This is a genomic window from Clostridium sp. MD294 (assembly GCF_000364165.2).
Classification (GTDB): Bacteria; Bacillota; Clostridia; order Lachnospirales; family Anaerotignaceae; genus Coprocola.
Genome location: NZ_CP097810.1, coordinates 571219 through 592165, shown reverse-complemented (window position 1 = coordinate 592165; position 20947 = coordinate 571219). Strand labels below are relative to the sequence as shown.

Annotated in this window: 22 protein-coding genes and 1 tRNA gene; 19 read left to right on the top strand and 4 right to left on the bottom strand. The window is 31.4% G+C overall.

The window, feature by feature from the left end; all coding sequences use genetic code 11:
* Positions 1 to 52 precede the first annotated feature (52 nt).
* Together C820_RS02910 and C820_RS02905 are read right to left on the bottom strand one after the other, a co-directional pair.
* Positions 53 to 754, bottom strand: coding sequence for a hypothetical protein (locus C820_RS02910; RefSeq protein ID WP_004035468.1), 702 nt, complete (start codon positions 752 to 754; stop codon positions 53 to 55).
* A 95-nt stretch (positions 755 to 849) separates the two neighbouring features.
* A tRNA-Arg gene (locus tag C820_RS02905) sits at positions 850 to 923 on the bottom strand.
* 230 nt (positions 924 to 1153) lie between these two features.
* Between C820_RS02905 and C820_RS02900 the strand changes: the two genes are divergently transcribed.
* From C820_RS02900 to C820_RS02890, 3 genes are read left to right on the top strand one after another with little or no spacing between them, the layout of a single operon-like run.
* Complete coding sequence (locus C820_RS02900) at positions 1154 to 1993, top strand: amino acid ABC transporter substrate-binding protein (protein ID WP_004035470.1); 840 nt, start codon at positions 1154 to 1156, stop codon at positions 1991 to 1993.
* Positions 1994 to 2011: 18 nt separating this feature from the next.
* Complete coding sequence (locus tag C820_RS02895) at positions 2012 to 2659, top strand: amino acid ABC transporter permease (RefSeq protein WP_004035472.1); 648 nt, start codon at positions 2012 to 2014, stop codon at positions 2657 to 2659.
* A gap of 6 nt (positions 2660 to 2665) precedes the next feature.
* Positions 2666 to 3385, top strand: coding sequence for an amino acid ABC transporter ATP-binding protein (locus C820_RS02890; protein WP_004035473.1), 720 nt, complete (start codon positions 2666 to 2668; stop codon positions 3383 to 3385).
* Between the two features lie 34 nt (positions 3386 to 3419).
* On the opposite strand, the gene C820_RS02885 is transcribed toward C820_RS02890, so the two are convergent.
* Positions 3420 to 3953: a spore maturation protein gene (locus C820_RS02885; protein WP_004035474.1), complete on the bottom strand. Its 534-nt coding sequence runs from the start codon at positions 3951 to 3953 to the stop codon at positions 3420 to 3422.
* Positions 3954 to 4532: a hypothetical protein gene (locus C820_RS02880; protein ID WP_004035475.1), complete on the bottom strand. Its 579-nt coding sequence runs from the start codon at positions 4530 to 4532 to the stop codon at positions 3954 to 3956.
* Positions 4533 to 4714: 182 nt separating this feature from the next.
* Here C820_RS02880 and C820_RS02875 point away from each other — a divergent pair, with 182 nt between their 5' ends.
* From C820_RS02875 to C820_RS02800, 16 genes are all read left to right on the top strand, one after another.
* Positions 4715 to 4978, top strand: coding sequence for an AbrB/MazE/SpoVT family DNA-binding domain-containing protein (locus C820_RS02875; protein ID WP_004035476.1), 264 nt, complete (start codon positions 4715 to 4717; stop codon positions 4976 to 4978).
* A 324-nt stretch (positions 4979 to 5302) separates the two neighbouring features.
* Positions 5303 to 7087 carry a methyl-accepting chemotaxis protein gene (locus tag C820_RS02870; RefSeq protein ID WP_004035477.1) on the top strand — a complete coding sequence of 595 codons (1785 nt, stop codon included), beginning with the start codon at positions 5303 to 5305 and terminating at the stop codon, positions 7085 to 7087.
* Between the two features lie 84 nt (positions 7088 to 7171).
* Positions 7172 to 9160 (top strand): methyl-accepting chemotaxis protein, encoded by a 1989-nt coding sequence (locus tag C820_RS02865; RefSeq protein ID WP_004035478.1) that lies wholly within the window; start codon positions 7172 to 7174, stop codon positions 9158 to 9160.
* A 13-nt stretch (positions 9161 to 9173) separates the two neighbouring features.
* Positions 9174 to 9620 carry an FMN-binding protein gene (locus tag C820_RS02860; protein ID WP_004035480.1) on the top strand — a complete coding sequence of 149 codons (447 nt, stop codon included), beginning with the start codon at positions 9174 to 9176 and terminating at the stop codon, positions 9618 to 9620.
* Between the two features lie 618 nt (positions 9621 to 10238).
* Positions 10239 to 10628, top strand: coding sequence for a flagellar basal body rod protein FlgB (flgB, locus tag C820_RS02855; RefSeq protein WP_004035484.1), 390 nt, complete (start codon positions 10239 to 10241; stop codon positions 10626 to 10628).
* 23 nt (positions 10629 to 10651) lie between these two features.
* Complete coding sequence (gene flgC / locus C820_RS02850; protein ID WP_004035486.1) at positions 10652 to 11125, top strand: flagellar basal body rod protein FlgC; 474 nt, start codon at positions 10652 to 10654, stop codon at positions 11123 to 11125.
* A gap of 194 nt (positions 11126 to 11319) precedes the next feature.
* Entirely contained in the window at positions 11320 to 11643 is a 324-nt protein-coding gene (gene fliE / locus C820_RS02845) for a flagellar hook-basal body complex protein FliE (RefSeq protein WP_004035488.1), read from the top strand.
* Positions 11644 to 11905: 262 nt separating this feature from the next.
* A complete protein-coding gene (gene fliF, locus C820_RS02840; protein ID WP_004035490.1) occupies positions 11906 to 13525 on the top strand; it encodes a flagellar basal-body MS-ring/collar protein FliF in 1620 nt (539 codons plus the stop codon).
* Entirely contained in the window at positions 13518 to 14567 is a 1050-nt protein-coding gene (gene fliG / locus C820_RS02835) for a flagellar motor switch protein FliG (RefSeq protein WP_004035492.1), read from the top strand. The genes fliF and fliG overlap by 8 nt, the downstream gene beginning before the upstream one ends.
* The gene (locus C820_RS02830; RefSeq protein WP_004035494.1) at positions 14551 to 15507 is read left to right on the top strand and encodes a FliH/SctL family protein; all 957 of its coding nucleotides are present in this window, start codon (positions 14551 to 14553) and stop codon (positions 15505 to 15507) included. The genes fliG and C820_RS02830 overlap by 17 nt, the downstream gene beginning before the upstream one ends.
* Positions 15508 to 15759: 252 nt before the next feature.
* Positions 15760 to 17061: a flagellar protein export ATPase FliI gene (fliI, locus tag C820_RS02825; protein ID WP_004035496.1), complete on the top strand. Its 1302-nt coding sequence runs from the start codon at positions 15760 to 15762 to the stop codon at positions 17059 to 17061.
* Positions 17062 to 17087: 26 nt separating this feature from the next.
* Positions 17088 to 17531, top strand: coding sequence for a flagellar export protein FliJ (gene fliJ, locus C820_RS02820; RefSeq protein WP_004035497.1), 444 nt, complete (start codon positions 17088 to 17090; stop codon positions 17529 to 17531).
* 63 nt (positions 17532 to 17594) lie between these two features.
* Positions 17595 to 18872, top strand: coding sequence for a flagellar hook-length control protein FliK (locus C820_RS02815; protein WP_004035498.1), 1278 nt, complete (start codon positions 17595 to 17597; stop codon positions 18870 to 18872).
* Between the two features lie 19 nt (positions 18873 to 18891).
* The gene (locus C820_RS02810) at positions 18892 to 19470 is read left to right on the top strand and encodes a flagellar hook assembly protein FlgD (protein ID WP_162213053.1); all 579 of its coding nucleotides are present in this window, start codon (positions 18892 to 18894) and stop codon (positions 19468 to 19470) included.
* A gap of 31 nt (positions 19471 to 19501) precedes the next feature.
* Entirely contained in the window at positions 19502 to 19882 is a 381-nt protein-coding gene (locus tag C820_RS02805) for a TIGR02530 family flagellar biosynthesis protein (RefSeq protein ID WP_004035500.1), read from the top strand.
* An 81-nt stretch (positions 19883 to 19963) separates the two neighbouring features.
* Entirely contained in the window at positions 19964 to 20938 is a 975-nt protein-coding gene (locus tag C820_RS02800; RefSeq protein WP_004035504.1) for a flagellar hook-basal body complex protein, read from the top strand.
* Positions 20939 to 20947 lie beyond the last annotated feature (9 nt).

Here is a 20947-nt window from a genome sequence, read left to right as displayed (position 1 = left end):
AAGACTTTAAAGAGAATTTTTCCCCTCTATTTCAAGAGATTAACCTAAATTTTTAAACAGAAGCTTTGTTATTTTGAGAATTTAATGTTTTTTTAAAAGCAATATATTGTCTGAAAATAGTTCTAACTCTTATTTCTGAGTATCGTTTTGCTTTTTTATAAAATATAGTACAAGATAAAATAGTATAACATAAAATGAATATAAATTTAATAGTATCATAATTGTATTCATGAAGTATTTCATAAACAAATAATATTGCTGCACAAATCAAAATTGCAATATTGCAAATAATAAATGTAAAACTCATAGAAAATAAAGCATCTAAAATATCTGCTTTTGCCATTTTATTTTCATTTTCTAAAAATGCTTTACACTCAAAAAACATTGCACTACAATGTTTATCTGAAAAGTTAGTAAAACCTTCTGATGTATTTAATATTTCTCTAGCGTGAGTTTGTATATTTTCTAATTCAATGTCTTTAAATACTACATTTTCTTTTAAAAATGTTGTTCTTGGCGTTAATCTTAGCTTTGTAAATTTTGTATCAAAAATTGAAGCAATTTCGTGTAGAAGAATTCCGATAATATAACTGAATAATACTAATGAAATTATTTTAAAAATTTCTGAATTAGGATATGTAATATGTTTTACTATAGGAATATCTATCATAATTAATGATAGTAAAAAAAATAAACCAGGCAATAAAGTTCCAAAAAATTCATATAGTCCAATTTTATTAAATATATTATCCATAAATGTTTTTCTCCTATTATCATGGTATATCATTATTACATAATAAATAAAAGGCGAGTTTCGTTATAAAATTCGCCTCTAAATTTATTCTATAACGTTCCCGAGAGGATTTGAACCTCCGACCTACCGCTTAGGAGGCGGTTGCTCTATCCAGCTGAGCTACGGGAACAAAATAATGCAATATTATTCTATGAAATTTTTGGTGTTTCGTCAAGTATTTTGTGAAATTATTCTATATTATAATGAATTGTTATTGATGTCATACAAGTAAAAGTATAAAAAGAGGATATTAATATAGTAATAAAATGTAGCACTTGACAAAATGGTTTTATTGCTTTATTATGCTAATGTGATAACACAGTATCATAAATTAGGAAACATTAGGGAGGATAAAATAATATGAAAAAGAAAATATTAAGTGTTTGTATGGCAACAATGATGATTTTGGGTATGGCAGCTTGTGGTAGTTCAGAACAGCCAACACAACAGCCTGATGACGAACAACAGCAGACAACAGCACAAGAAAATGAAAGTACATTGGACTATGATAAAATTGTAGTAGGATTAGATGATACTTTCGCACCTTTAGGATTTAGAGATGAAGAAGGAAATCTTTCAGGTGTAGATGTAGAATTGATAGAAGCAACAAGTGATATTATGGGAGTACCTTTTGAATTGCAGCCTATAGATTGGAGTATGAAAGAAACAGAATTAGCAAATAAAAATATTGATATGATATGGAATGGTTATACCATTACAGAAGAAAGAAAACAAAAAGTAGCATTTTCACAACCTTATTTGAATAATAGACAGGTTGTTGTAACAATGGCAGACTCTGATATTAATACATTGGCAGATTTGACAGATAAAACAGTTGCAGCACAAGCAGAGTCTAGTGCGATTGATGCCATTAATGCAAAACCAGAAATTGCACAAACATTTAGAAGTTTAGGGGAATTTGAAACAAATGACCAATGTCTTATGGATTTAGAAGCGGGCAGAACAGATGCAGTTGTAGCAGATGAAGTTATTATTCGTTATTATGTTTCTAAAAAAGGAGAACAAAACTATAAAATATTAGAAGAAGATTTTGGAAAAGAAGAATATGGTATTGGTGTTAGAAAAGAAGATACACAACTTTTAGAGGCACTTAATGTAGCATTAGACACATTAAAAGAAAATGGTACAACAAAAGAAATTTCTGAAAAATGGTTTGGCTCTGACATCATTATGGAATAATGAGATGAGGTATTGTTTATGTTAGTATCTTTGATTGGTTACATAGTAGAAGTATCTAGAGGATTGGGCATTACGTTGAGTGTATTTGCTATGACGCTTATTATCTCTTTACCTCTTGGAATAGTAGTTGCAATTTGTAGATTGTCTAAAAATAAAATCATTTGCAGTATTGCAAAACTTTACATATGGGTATTGAGAGGTACACCGCTTATGCTTCAAATAGCATTAGTATTTTTTGGTTTACCTTCTGTAGGTATTGTGTTTGATAGATTACCAGCAGCATATTTAGCTTGCGGATTGAATTATGCAGCCTATTTTGGTGAGATATTCCGTTCTGGTATACAATCCATAGAAAAAGGACAAAGAGAAGCGGCGAATATATTAGGATTTAAAACGATGCAATTTTATCGTTTTATATTGCTACCACAGGCAATCAAAAGAACATTGCCTGCAATAGGAAATGAAGTCATTACATTGGTAAAAGATACTTCACTTGTGTATGTAGTAGCAGTAAATGATATATTAAGAGTAGCAAAAGGGGCAGGAGGTAGAGATGCTAATACATTGCTTGCTTATGTTGCTGCAGGACTGCTTTATTTGGTAATGACTTATGTTATAACAAAATTATTTGAAATAATAGAGAAAAAAGTACAATATGAGGAGTAGGAAAATATGCTTTTGAGAGCGGAGGGGCTTTTTAAAGCCTTTGATAATGTGGCAGTATTACAAGATATTTCTTTTGAAGTAAAGCCTGGAGAGGTAGTCAGTTTGGTAGGAAAAAGCGGTGCAGGTAAAACAACAGTACTGCGTTGTATTACTGGTTTGGAAAAATGTGATAAAGGTACCATTGAAATAAATGGTAAGTATATCTGTTCTATGGAAAATGGAAGTATCAAAAGAGCAACGAAACAACAGCTTTTTGAATTAAGAAAAGACTTAGGAATGGTGTTTCAAAATTATCATTTGTTTCCACATTTAACTGTAGCAGAAAATGTAACATTAGCATTAACAGAAGTGTATAAAATGCCAAAACAACAGGCATTATTAAAAGCAAAAGAAATATTGACACAGCTAGACATGGGGGATAAATTAGAACAGAAACCATTTTCTCTTTCAGGAGGACAAAAGCAGAGGGTAGCCATAGCAAGGAGCTGTGTAACCAATCCGAAATTATTGTGTTTTGATGAACCAACAGCAGCACTAGACTCTGCTTTAGTGTTGGATATTATCAAAATCATAAGAAATCTGGCGAAAGAAGGCATGGGAATACTGATTATAAGCCATGACGAGAAATTTGTAAGAGATGTTTCAGATAGAGTACTTTTTATGGTATCAGGTAAAATTACAGAAGAACTAACAGCAGAAGAATATGAGAAATATATGAGAGAATAATACTAAAAAATAGTACCCAATAGGGTACTATTTTTTATTTTCCAAAAAGTAACAATGTAATATAATAAGCAGCAACAATGCCAGCAATATTAGCAATGATTGCTCCTGCTAATGTAAAGCGGGTTTTAGTAATTTTAACCGCAGTAAAATAAACAGACATTGTATAAAAAACGGTTTCTGTACAACTCATCATAACAGAGGAAATTCTACCTATAAAAGAGTCTGTACCATATGTAGTAAATAAATCGACTAAAAGCCCTGTGGCAGCAGAGGAAGAAACAAGACGCATTAAACTTAGAGGAATAATTTCAGCAGGAAAACCAGTCCATTGTACAAAAGGCTTTAATATATCTGTTAGGAATGATAAAAAGCCACTGCTTCGTAATACTGCTACTGCTACCATAAGTCCTATCAGTGTAGGTAAAATATCTACTACTGTTTTTAAGCCGTCGAAAGCACCTTCTATAAAAGCATCATAAATATTAACTTTTTTTATACAAGCAAATACAACAATAAATAGTATAGTAACAGGTATTATAAAATCAGAGAGATATAAAAAGAATACCAATTATTTACACCTCCGTTCTAATAATTTTCCAGCTAATACGCCTATAATAGTAGAAAATAAAGTTGCTATAATACTAGGAGCTATAATTTCTCCAGGATTTGCAGAACCATATTGTGCTCTGTAAGCAAGTATGTTGATAGTAACAAGCTGTAATGATGACATATTAATAATCATAAAAATACACATAGCATTGCTTGCAGTATCTTTATTTTTGTTATATTTTTGCAATTCTTTCATAGCAAGTATACCAGCAGGAGTAGCAGCCCAACCTAATCCTAAAAAATTAGCTATAAAATTGGCTGATATATATTGCATTGCTTTGCTTTTTCTGGGGATTTCAGGAAAAAGAAAATGTAGCACAGGAGCGAAGCGATTGGATAATGTAGAAATCATACCACCTTTTTCTGCAATTTTCATAATACCACTCCAAGTAGCAACAACACCTGCCATAGTAATAGCAAGGTTAACAGCTTCTCTACCTCCAGATAATACTGCTTGTGAAACAGCACTCATTTCTCCTGTAATAAGTGCAAATAAAATACCAAATAATATGCAAAATACCCATATAAAATTTAACATAGTAACCAATCCTCTCTATATATTATAGTAATATATTCTGCATAATTTAAAAAATTGCTACAAAAATAAATGGTTTTTGTTTGTGTTTCTTTAAAAGTTGACATTGTTTGACAAATGTGTTATATTCATTTAGATAGGTATTAAAAATTGTTAACAGGTGCTATTCGGGAGGATTTTTAAATATGAAATCAACAGGAATTGTGAGAAAAGTGGATGAGTTAGGACGTGTTGTATTGCCTATTGAACTGCGAAGGGTATTAAACATCAAAGAAAAAGATTCTTTGGAAATTTTTGTAGACGATGAAAAAGTAATACTAAAAAAATATGAGCCTGCGGATATTTTTACAGGTGCAATGGATGATTTAATTGATTACAAAGGTAAAAAAGTGGCGAAAAGTTCTATCATTGAGATGGCAGCACTTGCAGGTTTGCAGGTAATGGAGTAAGTCTGTATTCTTTTCCACGGCGGTGTCTAAAAAATGGCATCGCTTTTTTCGTTAAAATGTGTTTTACATTGTTGCATATCATTGACTATGCTGTCATAAGGTGTTATATTAAAATAGGTATTAATATAAAATGGCAGTAATAGTATTAACATAAAAATAAAAATAAGAAATATTTTATATAAAGGGGTTTTGTCTATCTATGTAAAATCAAATACAGAAAAAATAAATAAAAAATTTTTATAAATTAAGGGAGGAAATATAATCGAGGCAGTAAAGAATGAAGGGAGTAATTTATATTAAAACTAAACTTGGAGGATTTATTTTATGAAAAATTTGAGATTAAAGATGAAGTTGTTGATTAGTCTTGCAGTAATTATATTGGCAACGCTTGTATTAGGAATTACTGCTTTTATTAGTATTAGGCATATTAATAATCAGGTTAATATATTTGCACAAAAGGCTGTACCAAATACGAAATATTCTCAACAAATACAAACACAGTTAGAAAAAGTACAAATAAATATGTTGAGGGCTTTAATAGAAAGTGATTTAAATTTAATTTCACAACAATTACAAGAAGTAAATGAAGATACAACAAATTTGAATAATATAATTTCTTTGTATAAACAAAATGCTTCTATTGATGTCAGTTTGTTTTCTGGATTAGAAAATGCTTTAAAACAAATGGCAAATTCAGAACAACAAATGTCTTCTTTGCTTGCTTCAGATGATGAAGAATTAAATAACCAAGCATATGCAATATATAAAAATGAATTTGAAACTGCTTTAAGTCAAGCAGAGAGTGGTTTAGTCACTATTGTTAATGCACAGGAGGATATGATACAGAAACAAGTAGACGAGTCCAATGTAATAGCAACAAGGGCTTATCTAGCAATTGTTGTCATATTGATATTAAGTATTATCATTTCTATGATTATGATAAAAATGTTAAGTGTACTGATATTAACACCATTAAATCAAGTATTGTATGCAATGGATGAAATGTCAAAAGGAAATGTACATACTACAGTAGAATATGAGTCAAAAGATGAATTTGGAGAAATGGCAGATAGTGTTCGTTCTTCCGTATCAACATTAGCAGAATATATTACTCAAATTGATGATATAATGCATAGAATGTCAGAAGGCGATTTTAAAATTGAAAGAGCAAAAGAGCCGTTTAAGGGCGATTTTTCAAGTATAGAAAGTTCTGTAATGAAATTTGTGGATAAAATTTCTGATACATTGCAAACAGTAGCAGAGTCTTCTGTACAAGTTTCTAGTGGTGCATCTCAAGTTTCAAGTGGTGCTCAAGCACTTTCACAAGGTACAACAGAACAAGCAAGTTCTGTAGAAGAATTGTCTGCAACAATTACAGAAATATCAAATCAAGTATCTCAAAATGCAGAAAATGCAAATCAAGCAAATCAAAAAGCGAACCAAGTGGAAAGCGAAGCATCTGAAAGTAGTAACAGAATGAAAAATATGTTACAAGCAATGGAAGATATTAGTAATTCTTCCAGTGAGATTGGAAAAATAATTAAAACAATAGAAGATATTGCATTTCAAACAAATATACTTGCATTAAACGCAGCAGTAGAAGCGGCAAGAGCAGGAGCAGCAGGAAAAGGCTTTGCAGTAGTAGCAGATGAAGTAAGGACATTGGCAGGTAGAAGTGCAGAGGCATCTAAAAACACAGCAATGCTGATTGAAAATTCTATTAAAGCGGTGAAAAATGGTGAAGAAATTGCAAATCAGACAGCAGAATCATTAAATGAAGTGGTAGAAGGCGTTCAGGAGGTAGCAAATATTATCAATAAAATTTCTGTTGCATCAAGTGACCAGTCTTCTGCAATTAATCAAGTAACTTTAGGTATGGAACAAATATCTGCAGTAATACAAACAAACTCTGCAACAGCACAGCAAAGTGCAGCAGCAAGTGAACAGCTTTCAAGTCAGTCAGAGATGTTAAAGTCATTAATTTCACAGTTTAAATTAAAAGGTTCTACAGTAATGGAAGATACTGTAATATATAAACCTATTGATTATGATACTACAGAATATAATTTTGAAGAAGAACAAGAACAAAATTTTGATAGCAAATATTAAAAAAATGTAATGATGTAGCAGTGTGGAAATAGTATATTCTGCACTGCTGCTATTATAGTTGTGGGAAAGAAAGGGGAGTTAGAGTTGGAAATAGAAAAGAAAGTACGAAAAAGAAGTATAAAAACAAAAATTATGTCTATATCAATAATAGGAGTGCTTTGTGTAACTGTTTTTATGGGAGTAATAATGACATATGGTATTCATACATTAACACATTCATTAACAGAAAGGCTATTAAAACCTTTAACAAGAATTTCTTCCCAAACAGTAGAAGGGAATTTGCATATGCTTGCTGACCGTATTTTTACTGTTTCAGATAATGAAATATTATGTAGTGAATATACAACATTAGAACAAAAGCAGCAAGTTTTGACAGATTTTAGTGCAGGTATAGAATTTGTGTGGCTTTCGTTATATACAAGTGATGGTAAATTTTATTGTGGTGCAGAAAATAGCCCAAAAGATTTATCAAATACAGAATTATTTAAAGGAATGAAAGAAACAGGAAATCTAGTAGTAAGTGATGTAGAATATGCAGATAATCAACTTCAAATTGTAATAGGTACACCAATACAAGGGCAAGGAGATACTTCGTATTATGTAGTAGGTAGTTATAAATATGATATATTAAATGATGTGTTAAGTAATTTACAAATTGGTTCTAAAGGCTATGCTGTAATAGTGAATAAAAATGGTGTAATAATGGCACACCCTAATACAGATATTATAAAAGAGAAAACGAATATATCCCAAATATATTCAGGAAATCAAGAAATAATGGATTTATTTCAAAAGGTATATACAGGGGAAACAAATATAAAAGAAGTATCAATAAACGGAGAAGATGAATTTGTTTGTTATACTCCAGTGAGGGGAGCAAATTGGTATATGGTCATATTTGCACCTCAAGAAGAGTTTACTATAATAGCACGTCGTGTTAATATAACAAATATTATAGTGGCAATAATAAGCTGTTTAGTAGTAGCAATTATAGCAACTTTGATATCAAATAAAATATCAGGTTCTATTGGTAATGTAAAAGAGAGAATACAAAAATTAGCAGAGGGAGATATAACAAGTCCCGTAGAAATATTGCAAACAGGAGATGAAGCAGAAGACCTGTCTGTGGCATTAGAATATAGTGTAAAAGATATGAGAGAGTATATCGTAGAATTAAGAGATGTACTGATGTCTGTATCACAGGAAAATTTGAATGTGGAAGTAGAAAAGGAATTTGTGGGAGATTTTGTAATATTAAAAGAGTCCACAAATAACATTATAGATTTTTTGAATGAGATGATAGGACAGCTCAAAGAAGCAGCAAATATGCTTTCTAGTGCAGCATTAGGCGTTTCAAATGATGCTAGAGAAGTAGAAAATGCAAGTGAAGAACAGTCAGGCTCTATTGAAAAATTGATACAAGAGTCAAATGAAATTTCAGATAGCATTGTAGCAGTAGATGAAAATGCAAAAGAAACAAAAGAATTAACTATAAAAGTAGAACAAAAGCTAAAAGAAGGAATAAATCATATGAAATCACTTCTGAAGGCAATGGAAGACATTAGAACAAGTGAAGAAGAAATTAGTAAAACTACGAAATTTATGGAAGATATAGCATTCCAAACAAATATATTAGCAATTAATGCTTCTATAGAAGCAGCAAGAGCAGGAGAAGCGGGAAAAGGCTTTGCAGTAGTAGCAGATGAAGTAAGAAGTTTGGCAGGAAAGAGCTCTGACTTTGCAAAATATACAGCAGAGATTATTAAAAATTCTAGTACAGCAATTAATACAGGAGTAAAAATAGCAGATGAAACATCTGTTTCAATGAATGATATTGCGTCAATATCTCAAGAAATTTCAGATATTACAGATAAACTTTTAGTTTCTGTAGAAAGTGAAATGATTGCATTAGAAAATGTAGCATATGCTATTGAAACAATATCAAATATGGCATCAAAGAATTTGACAGTAAGTAAAGCAAGTGCAAGTTCTATTGATGAGTTAACACAACAAGCAGTAACACTGCAGAAAATGGTAGAAAGATTTCAAATAAAAGGGGAAAATATGAAATAAGGGGAGAGATAGTATGATGAAAAAAATAAAAATAGTTTTGCTGACAGTAGTCATGCTGTTTTCTTTAAGTAGTTGTGTAAAAGAGCAAGAATTAAAAGATGGCTATTATACGGCACATATGGACGGGTATGATAAAGGGCATGGTTGGCAAGAGTTTATAACTGTTTGTGTAAGTAATGGCAAAATTATAACTGTAGAATATAATGCAACCACACCTACAGGATTTATAAAATCTTGGGATATTGCATATATGAGAGTGATGAACCCTGCAAAAGGCATTTATCCAAACCGTTATACAAGACAATATGGAGCACAACTTTTAGAAAAACAATCTTCTGATATTGATGCAATTAGTGGTGCGACAAGTTCTGGAAAAAATTTCAAAGCACTGGTAGAGGCTGTATTAGAAAAGGCAAAACAAGGAGATTGCTCTGTTGCCATAGTATCTTATAGTGAGTAATAAAGAAAAAGGCTTATATACTATGAATATAGTAGTATATAAGTCTTTTTTATTTTAAAAAATAGTGTGCTATTTTTAGGGACAGCAGAATATAATGGAGTAGATAAAAAAAGCGATAAAATAAATGTAAAGAATTTATTAAAAATTAAAAAAAGTAAATTACAATATGTAGTATAAATGCAAAATAATACATACAATATGTTATACTTTTTGCATAAAAACAATAGTAAAAATTAGAACTTATTTATAAAAATTTTGTTAAAAAATTTACATAAAGGATAATGAAATTAATGGAAAATATTTTGTTATGTAAATTTAATAGAGAAAAATATAGAGAAAATTTCTATAATTTAGAAATTTATGTAAATATATTTATGTCATTTTTTGTAGAAAATAAATAAAAAATAATAATACATACTGTTATAAAATAGTAAAAATATAAGAAATTTATAGCATGAATGGTAATATAGTAATTTTATTATTATTTTTTTTGTTGAAATAGAAGCTTATGTGTTGATTTTTATATGGTTTTATCATATAATAATAATCATTGAAAAAGACATAAATGTAGTTGTAAAACAAATTGTATAATGATACATAAAAATTGAGGTGATAAGTTTGGATTTTATACTAGGAAATGCTGGAATGATGACAGAAAAATCGTTGAATTATTTGTGGCAGAAACAAAAGATTACAATGAATAATATTGCAAATCAAAATACACCTAATTTTAAAGCAGAATATTTAACGTTTGAAGATGAATTAGACAGAAGATTAAGGCTAACAGGGGATAAAAATAGGTCGTATAAAGATTTGAGAGAGGCAATTAAAAATACAAAAATGACTGTTCATGATACAGATGATGAATTTATGAGAATGGACGGTAACAATGTAGATGTTACAGCAGAGAGTGCAGAGCTGGCAAGAGCTACGCTTCAGTATCAGTATTTAATACAGTCTTTTAATTTTGATTATACAAGATTGCGTACTGCGATTAGAGGACAATAATAATAAAAATGAGGTGATTAGTTATGGCATTTTTGAGTGCATTAAATATTAGTGCTTCTGGTATGACAGCAGAAAGAATGAGATTAGATGTAGTATCAGAAAATATTTCAAATTTAAAAACAACAAGAACAGAAGATGGTGGCCCTTATAAAAGAAAAATGGTTGTTTTTGAAACAGTAAAAGATAGAAGTTTTCAAGAGGTATTAAATGGAGCTGCTCGTGGTGTAAGAGGAAGAAATGGCCAAAAAATAGGTAGTATTGGGGCAGCAGGAGGAGTACGTGTTTCTGAGATAGTAGAAGATGATAGAGATTTTAAACCAGTGTATGACCCATTGCACCCAGATGCAGATATAGATGGTTATGTTATGATGCCAAATATTGATTTAGTAAAAGAAACAATAGATGGTATGTCTGCATCCAGAGGATATGATGCAAATTTAACTGCATTTAATGCAATAAAAGCAATGGCATCAAAAGCCTTAGAAATAGGAAGATAATATTACAAGTAGTATCATAAATATTATTTGGAAAAAAATTTTGCAGTATAGTGTTGTTCAAAATAGTAGATTGTAGTATATAAGTGTGCTTTATATACTTATTTTCTGTTTTAGACTTCTTATGGTTACAATAAAAACTAAACTGCATCATTTTTGTATATAGTGATAATAAATAGATTTTGGAGGGATATGTTGTGTTTATAGACCCAATACAGTTGATGCAGTTTGGAGAAGGATTTGGTACAACACAGAAAGTAAATTCGGAAGTAGGACAAGGTGCAAATACTCTTGTAGGACAAACTGTATTTGCAGATGTATTTCAAAATGCAATTAATGATGTTATTACAACAGAAGATGAATATCAAAAAGCAAAATATATGCTAGCAACAGGACAGACAGATGATGCACATACAGAACCTATTGCAGGAGCAAAAGCACAGCTTTCTGTGGATCTTTTGGTTCAGTTGAGAAATAAAGCATTAGAAGCATATAATGAAATTATGCGTATTAATTTGTAAAAATCTCTTAATTTGTAAAAAATATAATTTTAGTATAAAATATAGATAAGGAAGCAAAACATAGGTTTGTTAAAAAAATTCTTCTATTTTTTAGGTAGCAAGATTTTGTGGTATAGAAGCATTATAATAAAAAAGTTTTAAGGGGTTTAAAATTATTTTTCAGAATATATACAAAGAAAATTTTTTTAAAATTCTTGCTGTTAAAAAATGGTGAGAACTGCTTAGTGTAAGACGAATATAAGAAAGTCAAGAGGGGTTTAAATTGGACGTTACAAAATTAAAAGCCATATGGACTAAAATAAAAGAAACGATTAAAAAATTGAATACCAAAGCAAAAAGGCTTATTATTGCAGGGATTATTTTGCTTTTAATTGGTTCTGCAGGGCTTGCGTTTTATTTGAATACAAGACCTTATGTTGTGCTTTTTCAAGATGTGAATGAAACAGAAGCAGCAGAGATTGTCACAATATTAAATGACGCAAGTGTGAACTATAAATATAGAGCTGGAGGAACAATATTAGTACCAGAAAGCCAAGAAAACCAATTACGTGCACAGTTGATAATGGCAGGCTATCCAAAGAGTGGTTTTTCTTATGATACATATACAACAAATATTAGTATGATGACGACAGATGCAGATAGACAAAACTATGAAAAATTCTATTTGCAGGATAGATTGGCTGCAACAATACGTGCTTTTGATGGAGTGAAAGAGGCAGTAGTTACAATTACACCAGCAGAAGAAAGAAAATACGTTATTGGAAATACACCAACAATAGATGCAAGTGCTAGTGTTACAGTAACAATGAAAGATGGTACAACACCAACAACAGCACAAGTAGAAGGTATACAAAGATTAATTTCTACTAGTGTATCTAGAATAAAATTTGAAAATATTACAGTAATTGATGGTAATGGAAATGATGTTACAGTAAGGGATACAAATGGAGATAGAAGCCTTTCTTCCCAACTGAAAATGGACGTAGAAAGAGCGATTGAAAATAGTATTAAAAACAAAATATTAGATATTTTAAAACCAGTTTATGGGGAAGGTAATGTTAAAGTATCTGTAAAAGCAACAGTTGATATTGATAAGAGAATAAGAGAGATTATAAACTATTCTGCACCTCCTAATGAAGAGGATAAAGTTGGAATACCAGGAAATGTATCAATAGACCAAGAATTGCAAAGACCAGATGGTGAAGCAGTAGGAGGAATACCTGGAACAGAAACAAATGCAGAAATACCTATTTATGGAGTACAAAACTTAGAAACAACAGGAACAGAAAATTATCTTAGAAACCAGCAAGATATAAATTATTTGGTAGACCAGATTAAAGAACAAGTACAAATGGATACAGGTAGTTTAGAAGATTTAAGTGTATCTGTAGTTATCAATGGCACAGATTTTGGTGACCTCTCAAGAAATGAATTGAGAGATATGATTGCAAGAGCAGCAGGTATCAATGATATAGATAAAAATACAAAAATTGCTCTAGCAAGTGCAACGTTCTTTATGGATACTACACAACCAGTAGATACAACAGGACAGTTTAGCAGATGGTTGTTAATTGGAGCAATTGCAGCAGCAGTATTGGTATTGCTTTTGATACTTTTAGTATTCTTGTTAAGAAGGAAAAAGAAAAAAGCACAAGAAGCAGCACTTGCTGAAGTACAATTAACAGAAACAGTAGTAGTACCACCAGCAACAGAAGTAACACAAGAGTCAGAAGATGAAAAGGCATCTAAGGAATTGCTTCGCATACAAAATGAAAAAAGTATGGAATTAAAAGAAAATATTCGTAAATTTGCAGAAGACAATCCTGAAATATCAGCACAGTTGATTAAATCTTGGCTAAGGGGAGGCGAAGACAATGCCTGAGGAAAAGCAAGAAAAGCAAGAAAAACAAGGAAAGCAAGATAAGCGAGCTTTATCGCCAGAGCAGAAGGCAGCGGCTGTTGTTGTTTCTCTGGGAGTAGATAAGGCATCTCAAATATATAAACACCTTAGCGAGGAAGATTTAGAAAAATTAACTGTAGAAGTAGCAAAGCTACAACATTTGACACCTGAAGAAATTGAGGAAGTTCTGGACGAATTTTATAAAATGTGTTTAACACAAAAAGTCGTAACAGATGGTGGATTAGAATATGCAAAAACAGTATTAGAAAAAGCATTTGGTGAGTCTGTAGCACATGGCTTATTAGAAAGGGTTTCTAAACAGTTAAAAACAAGGGCGTTTTCATTTATTAGAAAAACAGACGGTCCAAACTTGGTAACAATATTATCGCAAGAAAGACCACAAACAATTGCCCTTATACTGGCATATGTAGATTCTACATTGTCCTCACAGGTAATTGAAAATTTAAGTGATGAAAAAAGGCTACAAGTAGTACATAGTATTGCAACTATGAGTAGTGTAGCACCAGATATTATAAAAATTGTAGAAAAAGAATTAGAGAAGAAATTTGCTAATATGCTCACAACAGATTATAAACAAGTGGGTGGTATTGATTATATTGCTGAAGTAATGAACAATATGGACAGAAGCAGTGAAAAGAGTATATTTGATGGTCTTTCTGAAAGAGATGCTGAATTGGCGGAAGAAATCAGAAAGAGAATGTTTGTATTCGAAGATATTACAACAATGGACAATCGTTCTATACAACGTTTTGTACGTGATTGTGACAGCAAAGACATTGTATTTGCATTGAAGGGTGCAAATGAAGAAGTAAAGAGTATGATATTTGCAAATATGTCTTCTCGTATGGCTGAGTCTATTAAATCCGACCTTGAAATTACAACAAATGTTCGTAAAAAAGATGTTGAAGATGCACAACAAAGAATTGTTGGTATTATCAGAAAACTGGAAGAACAGGGTGAAATTGTCATTATGAAAGGCGGAAGGGATGATATTATTGCGTAGTAATATCTTTAAGTTCTATGATAATCATGAAATAATGGATTATATACCTAGTAATAAAGCCGATAGAGAAAAAGAAGAACAAGAAATCAAAAAAAAAATCAGAATATTAGATGATTTACCACAATTAAAAGAGGAAAAAAAGAAACCAAAAGAAGAAACTTTAGAAGAAGAAAAGAAAAATGATATTTTAGAAAAATCTGAAGAAGAAACAGAAGAAAATGAATTTGATGCTAGACAAGAATTTGAGCAAGAATTTCTAGAGGAAAGAATAAGAGCAGAACAAGAAATTGAACAAAGTAAGCAAAAAGCAAAAAAAATTGAGCAAGAAGCTGCTGTAAAAGCTGAAGAATTACTGCAAAAGGCAAAAGAAGAAGCAGAAGAAGTACTAACACAAGCAGAAAAAGAAGCAGAAAAGCTAAAAGTAGCAGCACAACAATCTGGTTATGAAGAGGGAATGATACAAGGTAGACAACAAGCAGAAGTAGATTGTAAAATGCAGTATGATAAAATGAGTAAAGAAGCTCTAGAAGATATTAAATTAGTCATAGAAAATGTAGAACAAATGAAAGAAGAAATGCTTCAAAAATATCGTAATCAGTTAAAAGATGTAGCAATAGCTGTAGCAGAAAAAGTAATTCAAGTTAGTTTAAAATCTAGTGAAGAAGTTATTGAAAGAATGGTGATTTCTGCTACAGAAAAATTAAAAACACGAGAATGGGCAAAAGTATATATTGCTAGATGTGACGCAGAGTTGATGGTAGAAGGAGATTCTGCATTACTCCAACATTTGGCACATCTATCTGACCATGTTAAAATTGTTGTAATGGAAAACGAAGCACCTGGAACATGTATTATAGAATTACCAGATGAAATTATAGACGCAAGTGCGAGCACACAAATGGTAAATATTAAAGAAATATTAAATAGTGCACCACTGTAAGTCAAATAATGATTGTTTTTGGACAATTTGTAGTTATGAAAAAAATAATAGGTAGTAAGGTTTTGTCCCGGTGTTTATGTTGAAAAGCATAAGCTTTACAAAAAAGAAATAATATTTGAATAGGGGCTTTACCAAATTAGACGGAAAGCCTCTATATTTATTTTAAATTTTTATTACAATAGAAAGAAGATGTAGAATTAAGGTTGACTGTTGAGCAAACAAAATTTAAAATAAGTAATAGGAGGGGTGGATATGTTTAAAAATATGGCTAGTTTGGTATTAGAGTCTGAAACAATCAGTCATATAGGCAAAATTGAAAATATTGTTGGTATGGGCATAGAAGCCTCTGGTGGAAAAGCAAGTATGGGTGATATTAGCCTGATATATAATGAAGGAAGTAATAAACAGATACCAGCAGAAATTGTAGGGTTTAAAGATGAAAAAATATTTTTGATGCCCTATGATAATATGAGTGGTATTGCAGTAGGAAGCTTTGTAAGAAATACGAAACAAAGATTAAAAATACCTGTTGGTGATTTTTTGAGAGGTAGAGCAATAGATGCTATGGGAAATCCTATAGACGGAAAAGGGGCTTTTAAAGCAGAAGAATATTATACAGTAGAGAGTTCTTACATAAATCCGTTAGAAAGACCACCTATTACAGAGAAAATAGAATTTGGAGTAAAAGCCATTGATGGAACATTAACAATAGGAAAAGGACAAAGGATTGGAATATTTGCAGGTAGTGGTGTTGGAAAAAGTACATTATTAGGCATGATAGCAAAAAATGTGAAAGCAGATATTAACGTTATCGCTTTAGTAGGGGAACGTGGTAGAGAAGTTGTAGAATTTATGGAAAGAGATTTAGGCGAAGAAGGTATGAAGCGTTCTGTACTTATTATTGCCACGAGTGACCAGCCTGCTATGCTAAGAATGAAATGTCCTTTAGTAGCAACAACAATAGCAGAGTATTTTAAAGACCAAGGAAATGATGTACTTTTAATGATGGACTCGCTGACACGTTTTGCTATGGCACAAAGAGAAATTGGACTTGCTGTAGGAGAACCTCCTGTAGCAAGAGGATATACTCCTTCAATTTATGCAGAGCTACCTAAATTATTGGAAAGAAGCGGCAATTTTAAAAAAGGTTCTATTACAGGAGTTTATACTGTCTTGGTAGAAGGCGATGATACAAATGAACCTATTGCTGATACAGTAAGGGGTATATTAGATGGACATATTGTATTAACAAGAAAACTAGCAAATAGTAATCATTTTCCTGCAATAGATGTTAATGCAAGTATATCTCGTTTAATGAGTAGTATTGTTTCACCAAAACATAAAGAATTAAATTCAAAAATGAGAGATATTATGAGTGTGTATGATAAAAATGCTGACTTGATTTCTATTGGTGCATATAAAGCTGGTACAAATGCACAAGTAGATTATGCTATTTCAAAAATAGATAAAATAAATAATTTTTTAAAGCAGAGCACAACAGATAAATTTTCATATGATGAAGTAGTAGAGCAAATGGAAAAAATTCTAAAGTGATTTGAGGAGAGGAATGTAATGGTATTATGAAAAAATTTAATTTTACATTAGGAACCGTATTAAGTTATAAAAATCAAGTTTTAGACTCTTTAAAAAATGAACACGCAAAAATATTAGCTAGAATTAATGAACAAGAAAAAGTAATACATAACTTAGAAGAAGAATATAAAAAGTGTAATAACGATTTTAACCAGAAAAAAATGGAAGGCATTACAATAATAGAGTCTATAGGTTTTGAAGCATATTTGAGAAAATTAGAAGTATCTATAAAACAAGAAGAAAAGAAATTAGCATTAATAAAAGTGGAAGAAGAAAATAAGAGAATGGAAGTTGTTGCAGCAAAACAGGATACTTCATCATTAGAAAAATTGAAAGAAAAAAAATTAGAAATATATCATAAAGAAGAACAAAAGGCAGAAGAAGCATTAGTAGAAGAATTTGTTTCATTTAATCGTATTGCAACAAAATAATTTTGGTAGTAATTCTAAAAAGAATTTACTATAAATATTTTATTATTTTAAGGAGGTGACGTTGTGGATACAAGCGTAAAATTAAATGACTTTGTGACAATGCAGGGGCAAGTATCAGCAGCAAAAGCAAAGGGTTCTGACTACAAAAATGAAGCATTTTATGGTTTCATGCAGCAGACAGCCCAAACACAAAAAACAGCCAATGATAATAATGCTACCAAAACAAACGCTAAAAAAGATACATCTTCAAAAGATACCAAAAATAAAGAAGATAGTATCAAAGAAAAAGAAGATGTTACAAAGCCAGAGAAACAGCAAGGGGAAGAAACAGATAGTAAAGATGTAGAACAAACAAAGGGCAATATGATACAACAAGTAGATTTAGCTATGTTTGTAGCAACAGTAAACACGAATATTGTACCAGTAGAAAATCAAACAGAAAATGGTGCTATACTATCCCCTGTAGCACAAACAGAAGTATTACAGGCAACAACTGAAGTAAACGCTGATATAACACAACAGACAGCAGTAGAAGGAAATGTAATACAACAAGGAAATGAAAAGGGAGCAGAACAAGTAGTACAACAAACAACTGTACAAACAGAAGAAGCTGTTGTAAAAGAAGCTCCAAAAGAGGTAGAAGTAGAAAAAGCTGTTGAAGTACAACCAAAACAAGAACAAAAACAGCAGACAGAAGCTGTAAAAACAGATGCAAAAGTGGAAACCGCAAAAGCAACAGAAGAAACTGTTGTAGTAAAAACAGAACAGGCAACTACAGCTGAAACAAATACAAATACAGCACAAACAAACACTTCAGAAGAGGAAACAAACATTTTTGAAGAAGAAATTCCTACTACAAATAGAAAAACATTTTCTGATGATGTTATCAATATTAAAGTAGGAGAAAATGCTCAAATTTCAGGTGGAGAAGTAGCACAAAAAGTATCTGATAAAATGTTAGCAAAATTTGCACAGCATGAAAATGAATTTGAAATACAGCTTATGCCAAAAGAGCTAGGTAAAATAGTAATTAAATTAGTTATGGAAAATGGTCAGGCACATATATCAATGTTTGCTGAAAATGCAAAAACAAGTAGCCTGCTTGCAGAAAAAGCAAGAGAAATTAGTTCTATTATAGAACAAAATACAGGAAATGAAACAAATGTTGAAGTAGTTGACAAAAAAGAAATGCAAGCACAAGACCAAAATAGAGAAGCAAAAGGTGATGGATTTGCAAGACAAAAAGAAGAACAGCAAAAACAACATCAACAAAGAATGCAGGCAGAGCAATCTATAGATTTCATACAACAAATGAGATTAGGATTATGGAATGCAGTATAATGAAAAAGGAGGAATTGCTATGGCAATAGATAATATAAGTGCTGCTTATAATCAAAGAGCAGAAGATGCTTTTAGAAAAGCGGGCACATATAGTAAAACAACATTAGACTCAACAGATTTTTTAAAGTTGATTGCAGCACAGTTGCAAAATCAAGATATGACAAATCCAATGAGTAACTCAGAAATGATGCAGCAATTATCACAAATGTCATCTATACAAACAATGTCAGAATTAAAATCAGCTATTGAAAATATGAATGATATTGCAGTTACAAACTATTCTGCATCATTGGTAGGAAAGGAAGTTACACTTGCAGTAGAAAATTCAAAGGGAGAATTAGAAACAAAAGTTGGTTTAATTACAGGAACTGGATTATATCAAGGAGAAACTGTTGTTTTTGTAGATGGAAAAGCATATAGTTTGTCACAAATTATGGCTGTTGGTAAAATTCCAGAAGAATTTATAGAAAATGAAGGTAATGATAAAAATGAAGGCGTAGATGGAGATGTAGACAAAGACGAAGGCATAGACAAAGATGAAAGTATAGACAAAGACGATACTACAGACAACACAGAAGAAGTCAAACCAGAGGCATAAACTTAGAGGAACAGGATAAGGGGAATGTTGTATGGTTCAAAATGTAAATAATAATCAAGTAGTAAATGGAATTAGAGGCTCCGAACTACAAAAAATACAGGCAGGTCAAAGAGGAATAGGTTTTGAACAACTTTTGCAAGAAACGATACAACAAAAGCAAGAGGTACAATTTTCAAAACATGCCAAAGAAAGAATTGACCAAAGGGGCATAGAAGTAACAACAACTCTTATGAATGATTTAAATGATGCAGTAGCGAAAGCGAAACAAAAAGGAGCAAAAGATGTTGTAATAATAGGCCCTAAAGAAGTATTTATTGTAAATGTTCCCAATAATATCGTTGTAACAACATTAAGTGGAGCTGAAATGAAAAATAATATTTTTACAAAAATAGATAGTGCTGTTATACTATAAGCTGGACCATTTTATGGAGGCTAAGAGAGCAGATAGACTGTCTGCTCTCAATGACAGCAAAATTTTAGGAGGAAATAATAAATGGTTAGATCAATGTATGCTGCAGTAGCAGGTTTAAAAACACATCAATCAAAAATGGACGTTATAGGCAATAATATATCAAACTGTAACACATATGGTTATAAAGCATCTCGTGCAACATTTCATGAAGCTATGTATACAACAACATCACACGCAGCAGGAGGTTCAGACTCCTTTGGTGGTACAAATGCAGCACAAGTAGGTTATGGTTGTAGCTTATCAACAATTGATAAACTTTTTGAAACGAGTACACCAGCAGCAACAGGAAAAGCTTCTGATTGTATGATTATTGGTCAAGGTTTCTTTTTGGTAGGTACTAAATTGCCAGAAGATACAAAAGGTGTTAATCCAAAGCAGGGAGCAGCAGAAGATGGAGAACAGTTAGATATTAGTGCTTTGAAATTAACAAGAGTAGGTGCTTTTGATAAAGATGAAGATGGATATCTGGTGGATAGAAATGGTTATGTAGTATATGGTTTTTCCTATCCAGAGGGAACTACATTTCCATTGCCAGATGGGGCAGCAATAGATCAAACAAATCTAGTACCATTAAAAGTACCAGAAATACAAGGTGATAATGCAGGCGGTGGCGGCGTTAATGGTGGAGAAGAAGGAGAAGTTCCAAAAGTTGCTATTTCCATTGATAAAAGTGGTGTAGTTACAGCAAAAATGCCAAGCGGAGAAACATTTGCATTAGGTATTATTGCAGTAGCAAATGTTCCTAATCCTGGTGCTTTGGAAGCTGATGTAAATTCTTATTATAATATAGGAAACAATACTGGTGTAGTAGAAGCATTCCAACCTGGAGAAGGAAATACAGGAAGATTGCAAACAGCTTGTTTGGAAATGGCCAATGTAGACATTGCAAATGAATTTGCAGAAATGATTACAACACAAAGAGGTTTCCAAGCAAATACAAGAATTATCACAGTAACAGATCAAATGCTGGAAGAACTGGTTAATATGAAACGATAATAATATAAT